Source organism: Allobosea sp. TBD101 (genome assembly GCF_059817965.1).
The window spans coordinates 1,175,335-1,195,616 of record NZ_CM187543.1; the positions used below are offsets into that span (position 1 = coordinate 1,175,335).

Consider the following 20,282-nt stretch of genomic DNA (forward strand, 5'->3'; position numbering starts at 1 on the left):
ACCTGCAATCGATATTGACGGCAGAGGAAATTGTGATCTAGCTTGATCCTGCAAACAGTTTTGCGGGACGATCATGAGCATCCTCGAGCGGATCAAGTCGCACTCTGACAAGCTGACCGACGCCGATCGCCGGCTCGTCACGACCTTGCTCGAGAACCGGGCCGAAGCCGCCTATCTCAACGGAATCCAGCTCGCCGAACGGGCGCAGGTCCATGAGGCGACGGCGACGCGGCTGGCGCAGAAGCTCGGCTACAAGGGCTATCCGGAGCTGCGCAACCAGCTCCAGCGCGAGGTTCTCGAAGGGCAGGATGCGGCCAACCGCATGCGCCGCTCGGTTGCCAAGGTCGAGGACGGGCATTTCCTCACCGATCTGATCGGCGCCGAGATCGCCGCGCTCAACGAGCTCAGCCATTGCATCTCGCAGGCCGATATCGACCGGGCGGCGGACATGATCTTCGCGGCCGGGCGCGTCTTCATCTTCGCGCAGGGCCATGCGCGCTCCGTCGCGAGCTTCCTGCAACGGCGCCTCGACCGGTTCGGCATGACGGCGATCGCCCTGTCCGGGCGCGGACGCGATATCGCGGAACGCGTGGTCAGCCTCAAGGCCGACGATGTCGTCCTGACGCTGGCCTTCCGCAAGCAGCCCGCCAGCTACGAGCCGCTGATGCGGCATGCCGCGCAGGTCGGGGCCGCGACGCTGCTGATCTCGGACCTTGCCGGGCCGATGATGAAGCCGGAGGCGCAGCTTCTGCTGGCGGCGCCGCGCGGGCGCTCCGGCAGCGAGTTCCAGACGCCGACCATCCCCTTCGCGATCGTCAACGCCATCCTGATGACGATCGCGGGACGACACCAGGATCCGATCATGGGCCGGCTCGAGAAGCTCGCGGACCTGTTCTCCGAATTCGAATGACATAACGATAAACGGGAGGGACGGATGCAGATCCTATCGAAACTGGCGCGGTCTCTGCTGTTGCCGGCGATGCTGCTGGCGGCAGGCGGTGCGGCTGCCCAGAACCTCGATACGATGACGCGCGAACAGCTCGTCGCCCAGGCGGTGAAGGAAGGCAGCGTGACGATCTTCTCGCTGTCGAGCCGGATCGCCCGCATCGAGAAAGCCTTCGAAACCGCCTATCCGGGCATCGACCTGATCGGCCTCGACATGAGCTCGGTCAAGCAGATCGCGCGACTGGAGGCCGAGCAGCAGGCGGGCGTGAATGCCGTGGACGTGCTGTATCTGGCGGACACGCCGGTGGTCTACGACAAGCTGCTCAAGGCGGGCCGGGTCCAGAACTACGTGCCGCCACGGGTCGCGGGCGAGATCGACGCCGCGCACAAGGATCCGCTGCTCGTGCATAGGCTCTCGACCAAGGTCCTGATGTATAACGAGGCCGCGCATCCCAACGGCTCGCCGGTCACCAATCTCTGGCAGCTCACCACCTCGCAATGGCGCGGCAAGGTGCTGATGGTCGACCCGGCGCAGCGCGGCGAACTGCTCGACCTGATGACCGAGATCGCCCTGCATCCGGACGAGATGGCGGTGGCCTACAAGGCCCAGTTCGGCAAGGACATCGCGGTCGACAAGGATTTGAAGGGCGCCGGCGAGCAGTTCATTCGCGCCCTGTTCAAGAACGACCTGATCCTGGTCGCCAACAGCGACCTCGTGAACAAGGCCGTGGGCGACAAGACCAGCAAGAATCCGCCCGTCGGCTTCAGCACCTATTCCGACCGGCGCGACAATAAGAAGGAAGGCTGGGCGCTGCAGGTGGCGAACAATGTCGAGCCGGCCAACGGCATCCTGTTCCCGGCCGTGCTGACGATCGCGGGCAAGGCGCCGCATCCGGCGGCCGCCCGCCTGCTGATCGACTTCATGTTCGGGGACAATTCGCCGACCGGCGGCCCCGCCTTCGAGCCGTTCAACGTTCCCGGCGACTATGCCACGCGCAAGACGATCGCGGACGATCCGGATTCCGTCCCGCTCGACAAGCTGAAAGCCTGGCGCATCGATCCGGCGCGGACGGCCGCGGCGCGGAAGCGCATCAACGACCTCATCATCTCGCTCCAGTAACGCCGACGCCGCGAGCCGGCCCTCTCGCAGGGGAGGCCGGCCTCGCTCCGGGAAACGCTGCCATGACCTCACTCGCGCTTGTGTCCGGGCGCGCGCCGCTGCTGCGCGCCAACCGTGTCCTGCCGCTCGTCCTCTCCGTGGTGATCGCGCTCCTCGTCGCGGCGCCGCTGGTCAAGATCCTGCTGGCGACGCTCACGCCGGACGGGCTTCAGGCCTGGACGACCGTCCTCGCCAGTCCGCTCTCCGCCAATCTCTGGTGGCGCCCGCTACTCACCACGATGCTGCTCGGCCTCGGCGTGGCGGCCGGCTGCCTGCTTGTCGGCGGCTTCCTCGCCTGGCTGGTGACGCTGACGGACCTGCCGGGATGCGGCCTCGTCGCGACGCTCTCGACCCTGCCGTTCATGATCCCGAGCTTCGCCGGTGCGCTGGCCTGGGGCACGCTGTTCCGCAACGAGCGGCTCGGCGGCTCGCCCGGCTTCTTCCAGGCGAACGGCTTCGACGTGCCGGACTGGCTGGCCTGGGGGCTGGCGCCGACCATGATCGTCCTGATCGCGCATTACTTCTCGCTCGCCTACACGATCATCGCCGCCGCGCTCAGCTCGGTCGGCGCCGACCTGATCGAGGCCGGGCAGGTGGCCGGGGCGCGGCGGGGGCGCATCTTCTTCGGCATCGTCCTGCCGGTGGTGACGCCGGCCCTGATCGCCGCGGCCTCGCTGACCTTCGCCGGGGCGGTGGCGAATTTCGCCGCGCCGGCCCTGCTCGGCCTGCCGGTCAGGATGCAGACGCTTTCCACCCGGCTCTTCGGCATGATCGAGACTGGAGAGACCGAGCGCGGCTTCGTGCTGGCGCTGCTCCTGATCGCGGTCTCGGCCGCGCTGCTGTTCTTCAGTGACCGACTTGTCGCCGGCCGCAAGGCCTTCACCACCGTCACCGGCAAGGGCGGGCGCATCAAGCGCTTTCCCCTCGGGGCCTGGCGCTGGCCGCTTTTCGCCGTCGCGCTCGTGATCGGGCTCGCGACCTCGGTGCTGCCGGTGCTGGTGCTGGCGGCGTCGAGTCTGGCGCCGCAGGGCGGGGCGCTGTTCTCGAACTGGACGCTGCATTTCTGGATCGGCGAGGGCGGCGGCGCGCTCGCCCAGGGGCAGGCTGGCCTGTTCCGCAACCCGATGATCCTCGAGGCCTTGTGGAACACGCTCAAGCTCGGCCTGACGGTCGCGCTCACGACGATGCTGCTCGGGCTGGCGCTGGCCTATACGATCGTCCGCAACAAGGGGACCTGGCTCGCGGCCGTGCTCAGTCAGCTCGCCTTCCTGCCGCTGCTCGTCCCCAGCATCGCCTTCGCTGCGGCCTATATCGCGCTGTTCGGCGCGCCGATCGGGCCGCTGCCGTCGCTGTACGGCACCTTCGCACTGCTGGTGCTGGCGGCGACGGCGCATAACCTGCCCTATGCCGTGCAGTCGGGCCGCTCGGTCCTCGGCCAGATCTCCAACGATATCGAGGAGAGCGCCCGCCTGACCGGCGCCGGGCTGCTCACCCGCCTTGTCTTCATCATCTTCCCGCTGACGATCCGTGGCCTGCTTGCCGGCGCGATCCTGGTCTTCGTCAAGATGGTGCGGGACCTGTCGCTTGTCGTGTTGCTGTTCACCGCGACCTCGCCGGTGCTCAGCATGGTCGCCTATCGCTATGCGTCCGAGGGCTTCATGCAGTTCGCCAACGCGATCACGCTGGTGATCCTGGTGATCTGCCTGGCGGCTTCGCTGGCGGCGCATCTCATCCAGACCCGTGTGCAGAAGTGGAAGCAGTGATGGCGCCCGCATCGACCGCCCCGGCGCAGGACGCCATTCGCATCAGCCAATTGGTGAAGCGCTTCGGCGATGTCGCCGCCGTCAAGGACGTGAACATCTCGGTGCCGCGCGGAGCCTTCCTGGTGCTGGTCGGCCCATCCGGCTGCGGCAAGTCCACGCTGCTGCGCATGCTCGCCGGGCTGGAGGAACCGAGCGCGGGCGAGATCGCTTTCGTCGGCCGCACGGTGTCGAGCGGGGCGGGCGGCGTCATCGCCGATGCCGGAGAGCGCGATGCCGGACTGGTCTTCCAGAGCTATGCGCTGTGGCCGCATATGACGGTCGCCGGCAACATCGCCTGGCCCCTCAAGGTCGCGCGCTGGTCCAAGGCCGACCGGAACGCCCGTGTCGACGAGGTCCTCGCCCTGCTCGGGATCTCGGCGCTGCGCGACCGCTATCCCGCCGAGATCTCCGGCGGCCAGCAGCAACGCGTCGCGATCGCGCGGACGATCGCGCCGAAGCCGAGCATCCTGCTGTTCGACGAGCCCCTATCGAATCTCGACGCCAAGCTGCGCATCGAGATGCGCAGCGAATTGATGCGCATCCACCGGGCGACAGGCGCGACATCGGTCTATGTCACGCATGACCAGGTCGAGGCCATGACGATGGCGAGCCATGTCGCCGTCCTCAATCATGGCCGCGTCGAGCAGTTCGGCGCGCCGATCGACCTGTTGCGCCGGCCGACGACGACCTTCGTCGCCTCCTTCCTCGGCACGCCGCCGGCCAATCTCCTGCCCGTCACCCGTGTGCAGGACCGGTTCGTCTTCGCGGATGTGGCGCTGGCGCCGGCAGCCTTTGCCGCGGGGCATGAGCGGGTGCAACTGCTCTACCGGGCGCAGGACATCGCCGTCGGGCGGGTCGGTGACGGGCACCAGCTCGTCGGGCGTTTCGCCGAGGCGGCGCCGATCGCCGGCCAGTCGATGGTCACCGTCATGGTCGGCGACCTGCGCCTCACCGGCATGGCCGAGGGATTCTTCACCGCGACACCGGGCGACGAGGTCGGCCTGTCGTTCTCCAGCACACCCGATGCCGCCTTCACGATGGAAGGCGAAAGGATCGATCCATGAGACTTATCCTGATGCGCCATGGCGAGACGCTGTGGAATGTCGAGCAGCGGCTGCAGGGGCACGACAATTCCGAGCTCTCCGAGCGCGGCATCCGGCAGGCGCGCGAATTCGTGCCCTATGTCAGGGCGCTGCTGCCGGCGCATGTCGTCTCCTCCGATCTCGGCCGCACCCGCCAGACGGTCGGCCTCATCGGCTATCCGGATGCGCCATCCGATGCCCGCCTGCGCGAGCTCGACATGGGCGAATGGACGGGCCGCCGGAAACGCGACCTGATCGCCGAGCAGCCGGAGCGCTACCACGCCTGGCGGGCCGGCACGTTCACGCCGGACAAGGGCGAAAGCTGGGGCGATTTTCGTGCCCGGGTCGCGGCCGGAATCCGGGACTGGCTGCACAAGGCGCAGGGCGACCTGCTGGCGGTCGTGCATGGCGGCGTCATCCGTGCCGCCTGCCATGAATTCGTCGGCCTGCCGCCGTCCCGGGTGATCCCGGTGACGCCGGGGACCGCGACGATCCTGAACTTCGCCTCCGCCGACGCGCCGGCCGCGCAGCTGGAAGGCTACAATATCGGATCGGTCGCGCCGGACGTCTCCGTCGCGGATTGAGCGATTGCCTGCACGGCTCCGCCAGCTTCGGGTTGGAGCGGTGCGGTTCGTCCGGTAGCCTCGCGGAACGCGCTCGCATGAGGGCGAACGGCAAAGGTCGACCCTGATGATCCTGGTCTGCGGCGAAGCGTTGGTCGATCTGTTCGCCGAGGCCGGTACAGGCGCAGAGGTGCCTGCGCGGATCGTGGCCGGCGGCTCGCCCTTCAACGTCGCGATCGGGCTGGCCCGGCTCGGCATCGAGGTGGGCTTCCTCGGCGGCATCTCGCGCGACGGCTTCGGCACCCTGCTCGCGGATCTCCTGGCGCGCGAAGGGGTCGACGATCGCTATCTCGTCCGGACGGACCGGCTGACGACCATCTCGGTCGTGACGACCGGTAGGGACGGCCACCCCAGCTATGCCTTCCACGGCGAAGGTGCAGCGGACCGCTCGCTCACCGCTGCCGATCTGCCGGCAGCCCTGCCGGATACGGTCCGGGCGCTGACCTTCGGCTCCTACACCATGGCGGTTGAACCCGTCGGCTCCGCCTTCGCGGCGCTGGCCGAGCGGGAATGCGGCCGGCGTGTCATCAGCGTCGATCCCAATCTGCGCCCGACCGCGATCGGCGACATGTCGGGCTGGCATCGGGCAGCCGAACGCTTCTATCGCGCGGCGACCATCATCAAGGCCAGCGACGAGGATATCCGGATCGCCTGGGATGGGCAGCTCACCCTTGCGGAAGCCGCTTCCCATTGGCTCGACCTGGGAGCGCGCCTCGTCGTCGTCACGCAGGGCGAGCAGGGCGCGACCGCCTTTTCCGCCGCCGGCCCGGTGTCAGTGCCGGGCCACAGCGTCGCGGTGCAGGATACAGTCAGCGCCGGCGATACCTTCCACGCAGCGCTGCTGGCGCGGCTCGCCCATACCGGCCGGCTCAGCCCGGAGGCGATCGCGGCGCTCGATCGCGAGGCTATCGCCGACCTGCTGGCTTATGCTGCTGCGGCCGCGGCGATCACGGTGACGCGTCGAGGCGCCGATCTCCCGACCGCGGCCGAGGTCGAGGCGTTCGGGTGGCGTTCCGGCATGGCCTGAAGACGTCGGCGCGTCAGCGTGACAGCGTGGTGGCGCGATCGAGAGCGCTCGCGAAGCCCTGGAGCGAGATGGAGAAGGGTACGGCGGCCCCGCTATCGGCGGTCGCGTTGATCTTCAGCGCGGAGCCCGTTCGCAGGGCCGCGACCATCTGTGCGTCGAAGCTGACGGCGACGATGCATCCGCTCGGCAGGCAGGTGCGGAAGCGCATCGGCTGCACCGTCAGCTTCTCGTCGATCTGAAAGGCGACGCCGGCATCGAGCGACAGCCCGAAAGGCAGAACCAGGACCCCGGCAACGGCGCTGCCGGTCAGGGCATTGAGCTCGATGGCGAGCACGCGCTGCCCGCTCTGCTGTGTCTGAACCTGATTGAGCACGCAGCGCTTCGCGCCACCCTGCTGTACGCAGACGACACGCCAGTCCTTGTAGGTCTCGTTGAGCGAGGATGCACCGCCGGGGAGTGTCGCCGTAGCGGCGGCTGCCTGTCCCACCGCAGAAGCCTGTGCGACCTCGAGCCGTTGCGGCGCTGGAACGTTATCCCGATCCGCGAAAATTGCGACGTCTCTCGACCCTGCATTTGCCCGTTCCGATCCGAGCCAGGCCGCCATGCCGCCAGCGCTGGCGAGCGCTGCGAGGCCGATGGTGCGGAGGAGGCGAATCCGGCGGGCGATCATGCGATCGCCTTTCGGCCGTCGGCTTGCGACGACATGCGAACCGACTCCGGAGGGCCGTCGAGCACGCGCTGCCAGGCCCGCTCCGCCTCGATCGTGAAACCGGGACCGAGACTGCGCCGGAGCGTCCAGAGCAGCGTCTCGGCCAGGGCCCGATAGTGAGGCTCGATCAGGCGGTAGATCCTGTGGGAGCGAGCGAGTTCCTGGACGATCGGCAGCAGCTCGCCGAAGTGCCGGGAATTCCCGAACATCAGCCGCAGCGTCAGGACGAGGCTTCGTTCCTGCGGCTCGATCTCCATGGCGAAGAGCCGATAGACCTCCGGATAGGATTCCAGCAGCCGATTGGCGAACATCGCATCCGCCTGCTCGGCTATCGGAAACAGCGCCACGATGTTCGTCAGGATGAGGGAGCGGGACCGATCGTTCATGCTGCCCTCAGAACCGGACATTGAAGTTGGCCTTGGCGGCATGGTCGGCGAGGCCCGAGCCGAACTGGCCGCCATAGCTGACGCCGAGCGTGGCGTTCGGCGAGAGCGCATAGTCGAGCCCGGTCTCGATCAGCGCCGCATTGCGCGCGATCGGCACGCCGCCGATGCCGAAGCCATTGCCGCCGCCGGCGAAACGCAGGCTCGCAAGAGGTGTCACGTCACCGAAGGCATGGCGCCAGCCCAGCGTTCCCTTCGCGGTCAGGCTTGCGCCGCCAAGGGTCAAACGTGTGGAAGCGCGCAGGCCGAGCGTCGTGAAGGTGGCGTCGGTGGTCGCCGCTGCCCCGGTCAGGGCGGCGGCACCCCTCGTCTCGCGGAAGCCGTCGGTGTGCAGGCTGACATAAGCTAGGTTGGCGAAGGGCTCGATCCGGGTCGCGCCCAGCGCGAAGCCATAGGCGAGTTCGCCAAAGAGCTGCGTCGTGCCGGCACCGTAATCGCCCTTCAGCCTGTCACTGAGGCCGGGAAAGCTGACCGTCCGGTTGGTCGAGATGTCATGCCACGTATAGGCCGCACCAGTCCGCAGCGCGAGCGCTCCCCAGTTCGCTCCGCCATAGAGGCCGAGATGGTAGTTGTCGCTCTCCCCCGAGGATTGGCGGCCCTTCACGTCGAAATCGCTGCGGCTGTAGCCGGCGACCGCGCCGAGGCGCCAGTTGCCGAACACCGGTGCGTCGGCGCCGATGAAGAAGCCGCCGGTCTTGCGCTCAAGCTTCGCCGCGTTGCCGTCGCCATCCGTGCGGCCCCATGAGCCGAAGCCCTGGCCCCAGAACGCGAAACGGTCGGTGGTGACAGGGGCTGCGACCGGCTTGCCGTTCTCATAGGTGACGACGGAATCGGAGGCTGCGCGCAGGCGGTCGTTGACGGCGTTGCGCAGGAAGCGGCTGTCCTCGATCAGCGCGGTGCGGGCCGAGGCGTGAATCTCGCCCGAGAGCTGGTCGAAGGCGCCGCGTGCCTGGTCGGCTGACAGACTCAGCACGGCGTTGTGAACCGGGTTGCCCAGCCCGAGGTTCTCGACGCCGCCGCCGGCGGCGACCTGGTTCCAGGTCAGGCCGACATTGCGGAAGCTCGTGCCGTTGCGCGTCATGGTCAGGTAGACATTGCCGGCGTCGTAGCTGAGCGCGGGATCGAGGAAGGCGAGGTTCGAGGTCACGCCGGTAAAGGTGCCGGTGCGCCCGCCTGTCGCAGTCAGGATGGTGTATTGCGTCTGCTGGGCGTAGTTGCCGGCTCCCGCCAGCACATTGACTGCGCCGCCATTGATCGTGGCGGTGCCCGCCGCGACGATCCGGTCCGAGGCGCCCGCCGCGTCGATCTCGACCTCGTAGGTCGAGCCCGGATTGAAGGCGATGTTGCCGGCAACGTTCAACGTGCCGATCGAGTTGCCCGGCGCGACCGTGCCGGCCACTGCAACGTCGCCGACCGTGCCCGCGCCGCCGAGGCGTCCGCCTGCGTTGACGACGAGCCTGCCGCCGAGCTGCCCGTTCACAGCCAGAGCGTCGGTCTCAATCGTGGTGATGCCGGTGAAGCCGCTGGATTCGCCGGTGAAGGCGATGCTGTTGCCGGTGCCGGTGGCGATCTCGATCCGGCCTTCGCCATTGCCGCTGCTGCGGGCATTGCCGTCATAGCTGCCCGACGCGTTCTGCTCGAAGCGCATCGTCGCGCCGCCGCGGATATCGAGATTGCCGCGGAAGGCCTCGGTGGTTGAGGACAGGGCCCCGCCCCAGATCGACCAGTCGAGCGTGCTGCGCCCGGTCAATCGCAGCGTGCCTGCGCCGTCCTTGATCATGACGCCGCCTTCGCCGCCGACATTGCCGGAGAAGCTGCCGTCCTGCGTCTGGTTGAAGACGACGATGCCGTTGTTGACGATGTTGTTGCGGATGCTGTTCGTGTTGCCTTCCAGCGTGCCGTTCTGGACGAAGGTGTCGCCCTGGTAGCTGTTGTAGCCGGTGAGGACGAGCCGGCCGAGGTCGGTCTTCAGCAATCCGCCGGTGCCGGTGAGGTCTGCGCCGATCCGGGCGACGAAGTTCGCGCCCTGGTTCGTGCCATCGCCGACGCGGATGACGGTCTGTGGCGCTGCCAGCGTGATCGGGCCGCCGTCCAGGCTGTAGCCGTTCACGGCGAACTGGAGGCCGTTCACCGAGACCCCGCTAGGCGCGACGGTGACCGCGCCGGGCGCACCCTGGAACGCGGCATAACCGCCGCCCCAGGTGGCGTTGCTCTGGCCGTTGGCATCGGTCCAGTTGGTGCTGCTGCCCCAATTGCCGGTGCCGCCGTCGACCTGGCCGTTGGCCGCGGTCTGGCCGCCGTCCCAGAACTGCCAGGCCGGGCCGCCGCCCGCCGCCACCACGATGTTGACCTGGCGGGCGACACCGGTCTGGACGGTGGCGGTCATGCCGACTGGCTCGGCGGTGACGTCGAGCCCGTTATCCGTGAGCGTTCCGTCATAGTCGAACAGGCGATAGACGCCGGCGCCGTAATTGCCGGTGCCGGTGATGTTCAGGCCGCCGTCCAGCGTCAGGTTTCCGCCCACGTCGAACAAGGCGCGGGTGCTGGGCGCGTCGAGCTCGACCTCGACCGTGGAGCCGTTGTTCAGGACCAGGTTGCCGTTGATGGTCAGGGTCTGGTCCGAGCGCCCGTACAAGGTGCCGCCATCGGCGATCGTGACATTGGCGTTGACGGTGCCGATGCCGGAAAGCCCGGCGGCATTCGCCACCTGCAGCGTCTGGGCGGTGATCGCGCCATCGACCTGCAGGAGGCCGCTGTTCACATGGGCATGCGCGACGTTCGAACCGTTGCTGGCCAGGATGAGCTTGCCGGGGCCGTTTTTGTGGAAGTCCCGCGCTTCCGCCGGGTTCGCCCGGGTGATCCGCCCGCCGAGGGTTGCCGTGCCGCTCTCCACCTCGACATTGAGATCGCCCTGATCAAGCGTGATCGCATTGTTGAGCCGGACATTGTCGATGAGTGCGAGCGTCGTGCCCTGGCCGGCGATCGTCAGCCCGCCCGTGCCGAGAGCGCCAGTGATGCCCGCTCGAAGCGTCCCGGCCGCCAGCGTCGTGCCGCCGGAATAGGTGTTGGTGCCGCGCAGCGTGAGGCGGTTGTTGCCTTCCTTGCGCAGCGAGCCTGCGCCGCTGATCGGATTGCTGGAGGTGGTCGAATAGTCCGATCCTCCGTTTCCGTCGCGGCCGAGCGTCAGCTGCGCGCCATTCGCGAGCGTAACCCGGCCGGTGCCGATGATCTCGTAGATCTTCTCGGTGCCCTGGACGTTGAAGGTCGCGTTCTGGGCGACGATCAGCGACGCCGTATCGGAGATGTCGGCGCCGGCCGCGGAGGTCAGGCTGCCGCGGTTGAGGAAGATGCGGCCGGCATCCACGGTGCCGCCGAGCACGAGCTCGCCGGTCCCTTCCTTGAACAGGTCGCCGCCGTTGCCGGCGATGCCGCCCATGAGCCGGCCGGTGCCGCTGCCGACGCTGAATACGGCGGTGGCGCCTGACGCGAGGCTGATATCGTTCGCAAGCGAGATGGTGTCGTTGAGGGCCAGCGTGCTGCCGAGACCTTCGAAGCGCAGGGCGCCGGTGCCGAGCGCATTGGAATGTGCCGCGGTCAGAAGCGTGCCCGCAGTCAGCGTCGTGCCGCCGGAATAGCTGTTGTTGGCGCCCAGCGTCTGGGTGCCGCTGCCTGCCAGGCGCAGCGCGAGGGCGTTGCTGCCGTCGGTAATCGCTCCGTTGAAATCGATGCCGTTCGCAATCGTCAGAACCGCTGTGCCGGGGCCGTTATTGGTAATCGTGCCGGCACTCACGCCGATCTGGCCCAGTCGATAGATGGTCTGGCTGGCGCCGCCGAGATCGAAGACGCCGCCGGTGACGAACACATGAGTTCCGGATCGGCTGTAGAAATTCCGCGCCGTGTCGCTGCCGAAACGGACGACACCGCCCGAGATGCCGAGATAGCTGAAGCCAGGGCTGGTGGTCATGTTGGTCGGTGCGAAAACGATCGTACCGTTGCCGGGCAAGGTATCCCCGAGGAAGAGAAACCCGCTCGCAGGATCGCCATAGGTGACGGTTCCCGCGAAGACCGCGTTGACACCGGAAGCGGCCCAGATCGTGTCGGTCGATCTCACGGTCACAGCATCCGCATAAGTGCCGCTCTGGGTGTAGGTCACGGAATTGGCGCGCGCCGATGGAAGCGCCAGCGTGCTGACGGCGACGAGCGCGGTTGCCGAGAGAAGGCTCGTCTTGCGGAGAGCATGGCTGCGCACGGAGCGCTTCGAAGTGACGGTTTTCATCATGGGCCTTTGGGAAACGCGATATGAGCGACGACCGGCCGTCGTGGCCGGGCTCAGTCGGAGCTGTTGTCGAGGATCGCCTTCAGGCGCGGCGCGAGCGGGCGCACGATGTCGGCGAAGCGCGCGCCCTCAGTGCGGAACGCCAGCATGCGTGCGAATTCCGCGCGGAGCGCCTGCAGGGCTTCTGCCTTCTGAGCCGCGTTCAACGCGACGAGGCCGCTCGCGCCGGCATCCAGCTTGGCCCGTATCGCGTCGATTTCGCTCTGGGGTTCTAGGGCGGCGAGGCCCCGGAAGGTCTCGCCGACCGCGGTCTTCCAGCTCTCCGCCGTGAAGCCCGCGGCCCGGATCAGGCCGCGCCCTGCGGCATCGCGCTCGAACCAGTCGCCGACGATCTCCTCGTCATAGGCGAAGGAGCTGAAGGCGGGCTGCAGCGCGGCGATCAGTTCGGCGACCTTGGCGGCTTCCTCGCGCGTCAGGGCGGCGGCCGGATCAGCGGCGAACAGGAAGCAGGCGCAGAGCGCGGCAGACAGGAGACGGCGTTTTCCGCGGCGCGCGGAGGCGGCACCGTGCTTGCGGGCGCAGATGATCGACAGCACTCGAATTCCCTTCCAAGGCCGAGACTGAAGGCTGTCGGTACGGCCCATTCGGCAAAGCGGAGCGGCGCTTGCGCGCCATTCGATCCGGACCTTAGGAAGAGGTCGGATGGCTCGTCTGCGCGGAGAGCGAAGCGGTTTTGCAGGGAGCGAACACGGCTCCGGGTATTTTCGGGGAGCGGCAGCGCGATCCGCCGCGGCGCCGTATCGGCCGCCTTCATCCGCGCCATTCCTCGCCTTTCGGCAGCGCGGCGCGGCGACTCAGGATGTCCGCCCGGAACTCCGAAGGGGTGGCGTCGAAGCGCTTGCGGAACGCGCGGTTGAATGACGATACGTCCGAGAACCCGACGTCATAGGCGATCGCCGTGATCGTGCTGGAGGCGAGATCGCGCTCTCCAAACAAGCGGACGGCGTGTTCGAGCCTTTGCCCGCGGACGAAATCGGAGAATGTCGTTCCGGCGTTCCCGAACAGACGCTGGACATAACGCACCGTGACGCCCTGGCGCCTGGCCAGAGCGTCGATGTCCAGATCGCGATCGCACAGGCGTGCGAGCACGTCCGCCTGGATGAGCCGGTAGCGGGCGGCCGCGATGCTGGTCTCGCTGCGCTCGGCGCCGCCGCGCACCGCCCCGCCAAGGACCAGGGCCGTGAGGTCATAGACGTGGCGAGCCGCCGCCTCGGCGAGCTTGAGCGAACCCGGCGGATTGCGGCGCAGCAATTCGACATAGTTCCGCAGAAGCGACAGGCCTTCCGCCGCTGCCGGGACCACGTAGCTTGCTGCGAGGTCGATGCGCGGGGCGCGGTCGGCGAGCAAGCGACGATCCAGCGAGACGAAATCGAACGCGGTGGGCTGGCCGTGCCAGCACTCGTGGCAGGTGCCCTCGTTGACGAGCACGAGATCGCCCGCGCCGATCCTGATCGGTGCCTTGCCGGCGACCGAGATTTCACGCTCGTGGTCCTGGATCGTCCAGACGTAGTTCTGGCGGCCGTCCTGCAGCAGGTCGCGGGCCCGGATGCCGCGCATCGGCGTGAACCGGCCATGCGAGACGAGAAGATCGCTGGGCAGCGCCATCGCTTCGAGATCGACGCGGATATTGTCGCGGTCGGGCGGGAGCAATCGACGCCCGCTCCAGACATGCCGGGCCATGAAATCGTGCAGGAAGGCCATCCGCTCGCCGCGCGGAATCTCTTCTGTCGACAGCCGCTGCATCGCAAACGGTGCGATCGTCATGCGAGGGCTCCGGCTTCGACGAAGTAGGAGCCAGTCCCCCACCGTTCAGAGGGGGCGGACGCTATGGCGGGGCGGGATGGGCCGTCTCGGATCGCCGCGAACAGATTTTGCAGCCGGCGAACAAAGTAGAGGTTTTTCCGCGGCCGGATTGCAAAAGGCTGGCTTGAATCAGCCTTTCAGGGCGTTTGCCCGGATTTCGGAGGGCGTCGCCTCGAAGCGCCGGCGGAAGGCGCGGTTGAAGGAGGTGACGTCGGAGAAGCCGGCATCATAGGCGATGGTCGTGATCGTGCAGGAGGCGGAATCGCGCTCCCGTAGCATGCGAAAGGCGAGGTCCAACCTCTGGTCGCGCACGAAGCTCGAGAAGGTCGTTTCCTGCGTCTCGAACAGGCGCTGGACATAGCGCGGCGTGATGCCCTGGCGCCGGGCGACCGCTTCGATCCCGAGACCGGGATCGGGCAGCTGTTCGAGGATATCCTTGCATACGAGTTTCAATCGTGCCGCCGCAATGCTGCGGGCATTGCGCTCGGCGCCACCGCGCACGAAGCCATCGAGCATCAGGGCGGCGAGATCATAGACATGGCGCGAGGCGATCTCGCTCGCCCTGACCGATGCGGGCGGATTGCGGCGCAGCATCTCGGCATAGCCGGAGAGCAGCGACAGCGACGCCGATGCCGCCGGTATGACGTAACTCGCTTCCAGCGCCACGCGCGGTGCGAGGCTCGCGAGCAGCCGCTGATCGAGCGAGAGCACGTCGACGGACATCGGCTTGCGCTGCCAGAACTCGAAGCAGACCGCTTCGTTCAGCAGCAGGACATCGCCGGCCGAGACCTTGATCATCCTGCCGCCATCGACGGCGACCTCGTGGTCCTCGTTATGGATCGTCATCAGGTAGTGCTCGCGGCCGTCCTGGAGCAGGCCACGCGTCCGCGCGCCACGCATCGGCGCATAGAGGCCGCGGCCGACGGTCAGCCCGCCCGGCAGCATCATGGCTTCCATATCGATCCGGATATTGTCCTGGTCGGCCGGGCGGAATTCCAGCCCGCCGACTTGGCGCGCGACGAAATCATGGACGAAGGCCATCTGCTCCCGGCGCGGGACGTCCTCCGTCCGCAACCGCATCATCGGGAACGGGGCTGCTGTCACGGAGCTCTCCCTCGCGATGGACATGAGGTCCGCGCGGCGCGGCGGGGCCTTTGACGGTGATGGCTGGTCCTTTTACCTTTATTACAAGCCTGCAGCCGGCGCGAGCCCCCGACTCCGTTCCGGAATGAGTCGTGCCCGAGATGATGGGCACCGGCGCGATAGCGACGGAGTTCGTGCCCGGTTCACTTGAAAATGCTCTAGCCGGTGCGTGTCCAGCGCAGGAAGGCCGATAGCCGCAGCAGGCCGTTGACGATCAGAGTATAGACCACAGCCGTGTCTCCATCTCGGGAGCCCACGGTAAAGCGTGGTGCTTTTAGCGTTGTTGACGCGGCGCAAGCTGCTCCGACAAATCCCGCGACCGGATCGCTCCGATGGCTTCGAGCATTCCGGGAATATCGGCTCGGGTCAATCGCAGGGATTGCCAAGTTTTCGGGCGCTAAGAGAAGAAATCGCTGCTTCAGGCAGCCTCCGTCGCATCCTCCATTTTCAGGATCTTGAGGCCGATCTGGACCATCAGCATCTCCTCGGCGTCGTCGAGATCGATGCCGGCTTCCGTCCTGATCTTGTCGAGCCGATAGAGTACCGTCTTCGGGTGGACATCGAGGCGCCGCGAGGTTTCGAGCGCGTTGCCGCTGCTGGCGATATAGGCCTCCAGCGTCTCGACGAGGTCGGCCCGGGCCCGTGTCTTGACCGAGACCAGCCGTTTCAGTGAGGGCGGGATCATCTCCCTGAGCTCGTGCTGCGGTGCGAGCCGGCAGAGCATGCGGTAGATGCCGAGCTCGTGGAAGGCGACGATCTGCTTCTTGAAGCGCGCCCGGGTGCCGATATTGAGGGCGTCGAGCGCCTGGCGGTAGCTCCGGGGCAGGCTTTCGATGTCGGCGGCGATCTCGCCGATGCCGGCATGCAGGACGGCGCGCTCCTCGCCGCGCGACCAGAGCGCGTTCAGTTCGGCGAAGCGGCGTTCGAGCTGCGCGCGCCAGTCGCGGCCCTCGCCGGCCGGCCAGAACAGCACGACATGGCCGCCGCGGACCTGGGCATGGGCATTGTCGATGAGGTCTGCAAGAAGCTGTGCCAGCCGTTCCAGCTTCTTGCCGTCGCCCGGACCGGGAGTGAGTTGCTTCTGGGTGGCCTTGAGGCCGAGCACCACCACGGCGTGCCTGCGCTTGAGGTCCCACTGGATCAGCCCGGCGCGGCGATGCAACTCGCTGGAGGGGAGGGCGCTGCCGCCGAGCAGATCGCCGATCAGGTCGAAGCGGAACTGCTTCTCAACCTCGATCACAGCCTGCTGGCGCAGGAAATCGAGCGCGAGCGCGTTGATCGCGCTCTCGATGGCGATCGACTGGACGTCCTCAAGCTCGCCATTCAGTTCGAGCACGGTGAGGTAGAGCCTGACCTCGTCCCCGACGCGGACGGAGAAGACGTAGCGGTTGCAGATGCGATCGTCGGCTTCTGGGGCGGCGATCGTCTGGATGTAATAGGGCGCGCCTTCCTGATGCCCTTCGGGCGGGGCGAGGCTCACCGAGCTGCCGGTGGTGCCGGCGAGGCATTGCAGCTTCTCGTCATAGAGCCCGACCGGATTGCCGATGAAGGTCTCCAGCGATTTCAGGATGCGGAAGGCGCCCTGGTTCGCCAGCGAGGCGCTGAGGAAGTGGTCGCTGATCTCCTTGAAGCGTTCGAGCACGCCGAGCCGCTCGCTGAGGAGATGCTCGGAGATGCACAGGACGATGGTCCGGTAGAGCACGCTGCGGGGAATCTCGATGACGGGCAGGCGGTGCCTGCGCGCGGCTTCGACGATCTCCTCCGGCACCTCCTGCACGAAGAGCCCGGTCTTGACGATCAGCGCGCTGAGCTTGCGGGCCGCGACCTTCTCGATGAAGGCGTCGAGCGGACGCAAGCGGTCGAGCGAATAGAAGTTGGTGAGGAGCACGTCGCCCGGCTGCACCCAGTCGGTGACATCGGGCGCCTCGATGACGTTGACGCCCCGGACGGGATTGGCGAGGCCTTCTTCCCCGCAAATCAGGCGAGCCTGCTTGAACGGCGCAAATTGCAGCAGTTCGGAAATCTTGAGCTGATGGGCCATGGTCCGGGCTCCCAGGGTGGCCCGCGCCAGCGGCCACTCCGCCATGCCGATCTATGCGCTAATCGCGGGTATTCGCAAGCCAAACCCGGTTGGGACGGTTCGATATTTATCCGATCTGGATAAAACAAGACCGGTCAATTTAGGCGGCTTGGCAATGGTTCGCCTGCCGCCGGCTCACTAGGCTCCCTTCAAAAGAAGATCGTTCGACGGCGGGATCGCGCGACTGGAGCGCGCCCGAGAGGATGGGGACAATCGATGGATAGATCGTTTATCTGGCGAAAGGGCGACTGGGGCGGCTATTTCGGCCTGCTGGCCAACAACCTGACCAATCTGCTCACGATGATCGGCCTGCTGCTCTTCGTCGTCGGCTTCCCGAAGGAGATGGTCTATGGCCGGATCGCGCCGGCCTTCGGCCTCGCCGTCTTCGCCGCGAGCCTTTGGTACACCTATTTCGCCTACAAACTCGTCAAGGAAACCGGCCGGGCCGATGTGACCGCGCTGCCCTCCGGCCCGAGCGCGCCATCGATCTTCACGGTGACCTTCCTCGTCATCCTGCCGGTCTATCTCCAGACAAAGGATGCCGAGTTCGCGCTGCAGATCGCACTGGTCTGGTGTTTCGTCGAGGCGATGATCCTGGTCGGCGGCTCCTTCCTGGGCGAGACCATCCGCAAGACGATCCCGCGCACGGTGCTCTTGTCCTGCCTCGCCGGTCTCGGCCTGCTGCTGCTGGCCATGAATCCGATGCTGCAATCCTTCGAAACGCCGACCGTCGCCTTCGTGGTACTGGCCCTGATCTTCCTGAACTGGTTCGGCAAGAAGCCGATCTTCCCGAAGGTGCCGACCGGCTTCCTGCTGCTCGCTGCCGGCACGGTGCTGGCCTGGATCTTCGGCCTGCAGAGCCCGGCCGAGATCAAGAACTCGCTGAGCACTTTCGGCTTCAACCCGCCGACGCTGCACATCTCGAGCTTCATGCAGGGCCTGCCGCATGCGCTGCCCTATCTCGCCTCGGCCGTGCCGCTCGGCCTCGCCAACTACGTGTTCGACCTCGAGAACATCGAGAGCGCGCATGCCGCCGGCGATCCCTACCCGACGCGCCAGGTGATGATGGCCAACGGCCTGTCCTCGACGCTCGGCGCCATGTTCGGCAACCCGTTCCCGGTCACCGTCTATATTGGCCATGCCGGCTGGAAATCGATCGGCGCCGGCACCGGCTACACCTTCTTCACCGGCCTGACCATGTTCCTGGTCTCGCTGTTCGGGCTCGGCGCCTTCCTGCTGGCGCTGATCCCGATGGTCGCGGTGGTTCCGATCCTCGTCTATATCGGCATCGTCACAGCCAATCAGGTGGTGCGCGAGTCGCCTCGCGACGAAGTGCCGGTGATCTTCGTCACGATGTTCCCGTGGATCGCCAACTGGGCGCTGACGCTGGCCAACAACACGCTGGCAGCTGCCGGCACCGCCGCCAAGACCGTCGGCGTCGAGGCGCTCGCCAAGAAGGGCGTCTACTACCAGGGCCTCTCCAATCTCGGGAACGGCGCGCCGCTGAGCAGCATGACCTGGGGCTGCATCACGATCTTCGCGATCACCGACAAGCCGATGCGCGGTGCGGTTGCGGCACTGGTCGGCGGCTTCCTGACGCTGTTCGGCGTGATTCACGCGCCGACGGTCGGCTTCGCCCAGCCGCACGCGATGCCGCTGGTCTATGCATACTGCATGATTGCCGGCGTCTTCGTGCTCAAGCACTACCTCAACCTGCGCGAGGCGGACCGGACGATCTCCGCCGGCGAAATGAAGCCGGCCGCCCAGGCCAGCAAGGCATGAACCGGCGAGGCGAGCCTGCCCGCTGCGGATGGGCTCGCCTTGCTTTCGCTTCTTATGCCTTTCGCGGTGCCTGTCCGGGCGCCGCATCACCGATCGACAGGAAGACCCGATGAACGCCCCGTCCGCCAACCCGCCCCTGATTGCCGCCGCCGACAAGGGCGATATGGCTGCTGTCGAGCGCCTTCTCGCCGAGGGCGCCAAGGTGGACGCCAAGGACGAGACCGGCCGCACGGCGCTGATGGCGGCGACGCAGAGGAACAACCTGCCGCTGGCGCGGCGCCTGATCGCGGCCGGCAGCGACGTCAATGCCCGCGACATCACCATGCTCTCGCCCTATCTCTGCGCCGGGGCGAACGGCTTCAACGAAATCCTGAAGCTTGCCATCGCCTCGGGTGCCGACCCGAACAGCGTCAACCGCTTCGGCGGCACGCCGCTGCTGCCGTCGAGCGAGAAGGGTTTTTTGCGCACGGTGCGCGTCTGCCTCGCGGCCGGCATCCCGGTGGACCGCGCCAACGACCTCGGCTGGTCGGCCCTGCTCGAAGCCGTGATCCTCGGCGATGGCGGCAGGCTCTATGGCGACGTGATCGAGGCGCTTGTCGAAGCGGGTGCCAACCAGCATCTCAGGGATCGCGACGGCAAGCCTTCGCTGGAGCATGCGCAAGCACTCGGCCAAGAGCGCGTCCTGAAGATCTTCCGCGGCGAAGGTGCTGCGGCCGGGCCGGGCGTAGCGTCGATCCGGCAGGCGAAGCAGGCCGAGAAGGCGGAGCGCTACGAGGAGGCGCTCGCCATCATCGAGGCCGCGCTGGCGTTGCATCCGGGCGACGCCGATCTCGGCTATTACAAAGGCTATTACCTCTACGAGCTCGGGCGCAACGAGGAGGCGATCCGCACCTTCGAGGCGGTGCTCGCTGCGACGCCCGACGCGATCGAGTTCCATTTCTACATCGCCTATGCCTGGCGGGCGATGAAGCAGCCGGAAGCGGCGCTCGCGGCCTTCGATGCGGGCATCGCGAAGAAGCCGGAGGCGCAGTTCCTGCGCTATCACAAGTCGAACTATCTGCGTGAACTCGGACGGCACGAGGCTGCCGTCGCCGCGATGGACGAGTTGCTCGTGCTCGATCCCGGCCGCTACGATTTCGCCTTCCACAAGGGCAACAGCCTGCGCTCGCTTGGCCGGCACGAAGAGGCGATCAGCGCGATCGAAGTCGCGATCGCGTCCGATCCCGGCAATCCGCTCTACCGCAACCATAAGGCGCAGTCGCTCAAGCTACTCGGCCGCGAGGCCGAGGCGCAGGTCGAGCTTGCTGCGATCGGTCAGCCTCCGGCTGCCCGCGCCAGCTAAGCCCGA

The 20,282-nt window shown here is 67.0% G+C and carries 15 protein-coding genes; 8 read left to right on the forward strand and 7 right to left on the reverse strand.

Annotation, left to right across the window (positions count from 1 at the left end; genetic code table 11):
* The first annotated feature begins 73 nt into the window (after positions 1-73).
* The 6 genes from AC6RIC_RS05535 to AC6RIC_RS05560 all read left to right on the forward strand — a co-directional run bounded on the left by AC6RIC_RS05535 (position 74) and on the right by AC6RIC_RS05560 (position 6,638).
* Entirely contained in the window at positions 74-910 is an 837-nt protein-coding gene (locus AC6RIC_RS05535) for a MurR/RpiR family transcriptional regulator (protein WP_499735429.1), read from the forward strand.
* A 42-nt stretch (positions 911-952) separates the two neighbouring features.
* Positions 953-2,065: an ABC transporter substrate-binding protein gene (locus AC6RIC_RS05540; protein WP_499736561.1), complete on the forward strand. Its 1,113-nt coding sequence runs from the start codon at positions 953-955 to the stop codon at positions 2,063-2,065.
* A 62-nt stretch (positions 2,066-2,127) separates the two neighbouring features.
* Complete coding sequence (locus AC6RIC_RS05545; protein WP_499735430.1) at positions 2,128-3,867, forward strand: ABC transporter permease; 1,740 nt, start codon at positions 2,128-2,130, stop codon at positions 3,865-3,867.
* The gene (locus AC6RIC_RS05550) at positions 3,867-4,970 is read left to right on the forward strand and encodes an ABC transporter ATP-binding protein (RefSeq protein ID WP_499735431.1); all 1,104 of its coding nucleotides are present in this window, start codon (positions 3,867-3,869) and stop codon (positions 4,968-4,970) included. Before AC6RIC_RS05545 ends, AC6RIC_RS05550 begins: the two co-directional genes overlap by 1 nt.
* On the forward strand, positions 4,967-5,572 hold the full coding sequence (locus AC6RIC_RS05555) for a histidine phosphatase family protein (RefSeq protein ID WP_291653681.1): 606 nt from the start codon (positions 4,967-4,969) through the stop codon (positions 5,570-5,572). The genes AC6RIC_RS05550 and AC6RIC_RS05555 overlap by 4 nt, the downstream gene beginning before the upstream one ends.
* 106 nt (positions 5,573-5,678) lie before the next feature.
* Positions 5,679-6,638 carry a carbohydrate kinase family protein gene (locus AC6RIC_RS05560; RefSeq protein ID WP_499735432.1) on the forward strand — a complete coding sequence of 320 codons (960 nt, stop codon included), beginning with the start codon at positions 5,679-5,681 and terminating at the stop codon, positions 6,636-6,638.
* Positions 6,639-6,651: 13 nt separating this feature from the next.
* On the opposite strand, the gene AC6RIC_RS05565 is transcribed toward AC6RIC_RS05560, so the two are convergent.
* The 7 genes from AC6RIC_RS05565 to AC6RIC_RS05595 form a co-directional block, all read right to left on the reverse strand.
* Positions 6,652-7,125 carry an invasion associated locus B family protein gene (locus AC6RIC_RS05565; protein WP_499735433.1) on the reverse strand — a complete coding sequence of 158 codons (474 nt, stop codon included), beginning with the start codon at positions 7,123-7,125 and terminating at the stop codon, positions 6,652-6,654.
* A 179-nt stretch (positions 7,126-7,304) separates the two neighbouring features.
* On the reverse strand, positions 7,305-7,733 hold the full coding sequence (locus AC6RIC_RS05570; protein ID WP_499735434.1) for a globin family protein: 429 nt from the start codon (positions 7,731-7,733) through the stop codon (positions 7,305-7,307).
* A gap of 7 nt (positions 7,734-7,740) precedes the next feature.
* Positions 7,741-12,069, reverse strand: coding sequence for an autotransporter outer membrane beta-barrel domain-containing protein (locus AC6RIC_RS05575; protein WP_499735435.1), 4,329 nt, complete (start codon positions 12,067-12,069; stop codon positions 7,741-7,743).
* A gap of 50 nt (positions 12,070-12,119) precedes the next feature.
* On the reverse strand, positions 12,120-12,662 hold the full coding sequence (locus AC6RIC_RS05580; RefSeq protein ID WP_499735436.1) for a hypothetical protein: 543 nt from the start codon (positions 12,660-12,662) through the stop codon (positions 12,120-12,122).
* Positions 12,663-12,876: 214 nt separating this feature from the next.
* Positions 12,877-13,890, reverse strand: coding sequence for an AraC family transcriptional regulator (locus AC6RIC_RS05585; protein ID WP_499735437.1), 1,014 nt, complete (start codon positions 13,888-13,890; stop codon positions 12,877-12,879).
* 168 nt (positions 13,891-14,058) lie between these two features.
* Positions 14,059-15,033, reverse strand: a complete 975-nt coding sequence (locus tag AC6RIC_RS05590; RefSeq protein ID WP_499735438.1) for a helix-turn-helix transcriptional regulator — start codon at positions 15,031-15,033, stop codon at positions 14,059-14,061.
* 457 nt (positions 15,034-15,490) lie between these two features.
* Positions 15,491-17,113, reverse strand: coding sequence for a PucR family transcriptional regulator (locus AC6RIC_RS05595; RefSeq protein ID WP_499735439.1), 1,623 nt, complete (start codon positions 17,111-17,113; stop codon positions 15,491-15,493).
* Between the two features lie 255 nt (positions 17,114-17,368).
* Between AC6RIC_RS05595 and AC6RIC_RS05600 the strand changes: the two genes are divergently transcribed.
* Both AC6RIC_RS05600 and AC6RIC_RS05605 read left to right on the forward strand, forming a co-directional pair.
* On the forward strand, positions 17,369-18,934 hold the full coding sequence (locus tag AC6RIC_RS05600) for a SulP family inorganic anion transporter (RefSeq protein WP_488848249.1): 1,566 nt from the start codon (positions 17,369-17,371) through the stop codon (positions 18,932-18,934).
* A gap of 109 nt (positions 18,935-19,043) precedes the next feature.
* Complete coding sequence (locus tag AC6RIC_RS05605; protein WP_499735440.1) at positions 19,044-20,276, forward strand: tetratricopeptide repeat protein; 1,233 nt, start codon at positions 19,044-19,046, stop codon at positions 20,274-20,276.
* Positions 20,277-20,282 lie beyond the last annotated feature (6 nt).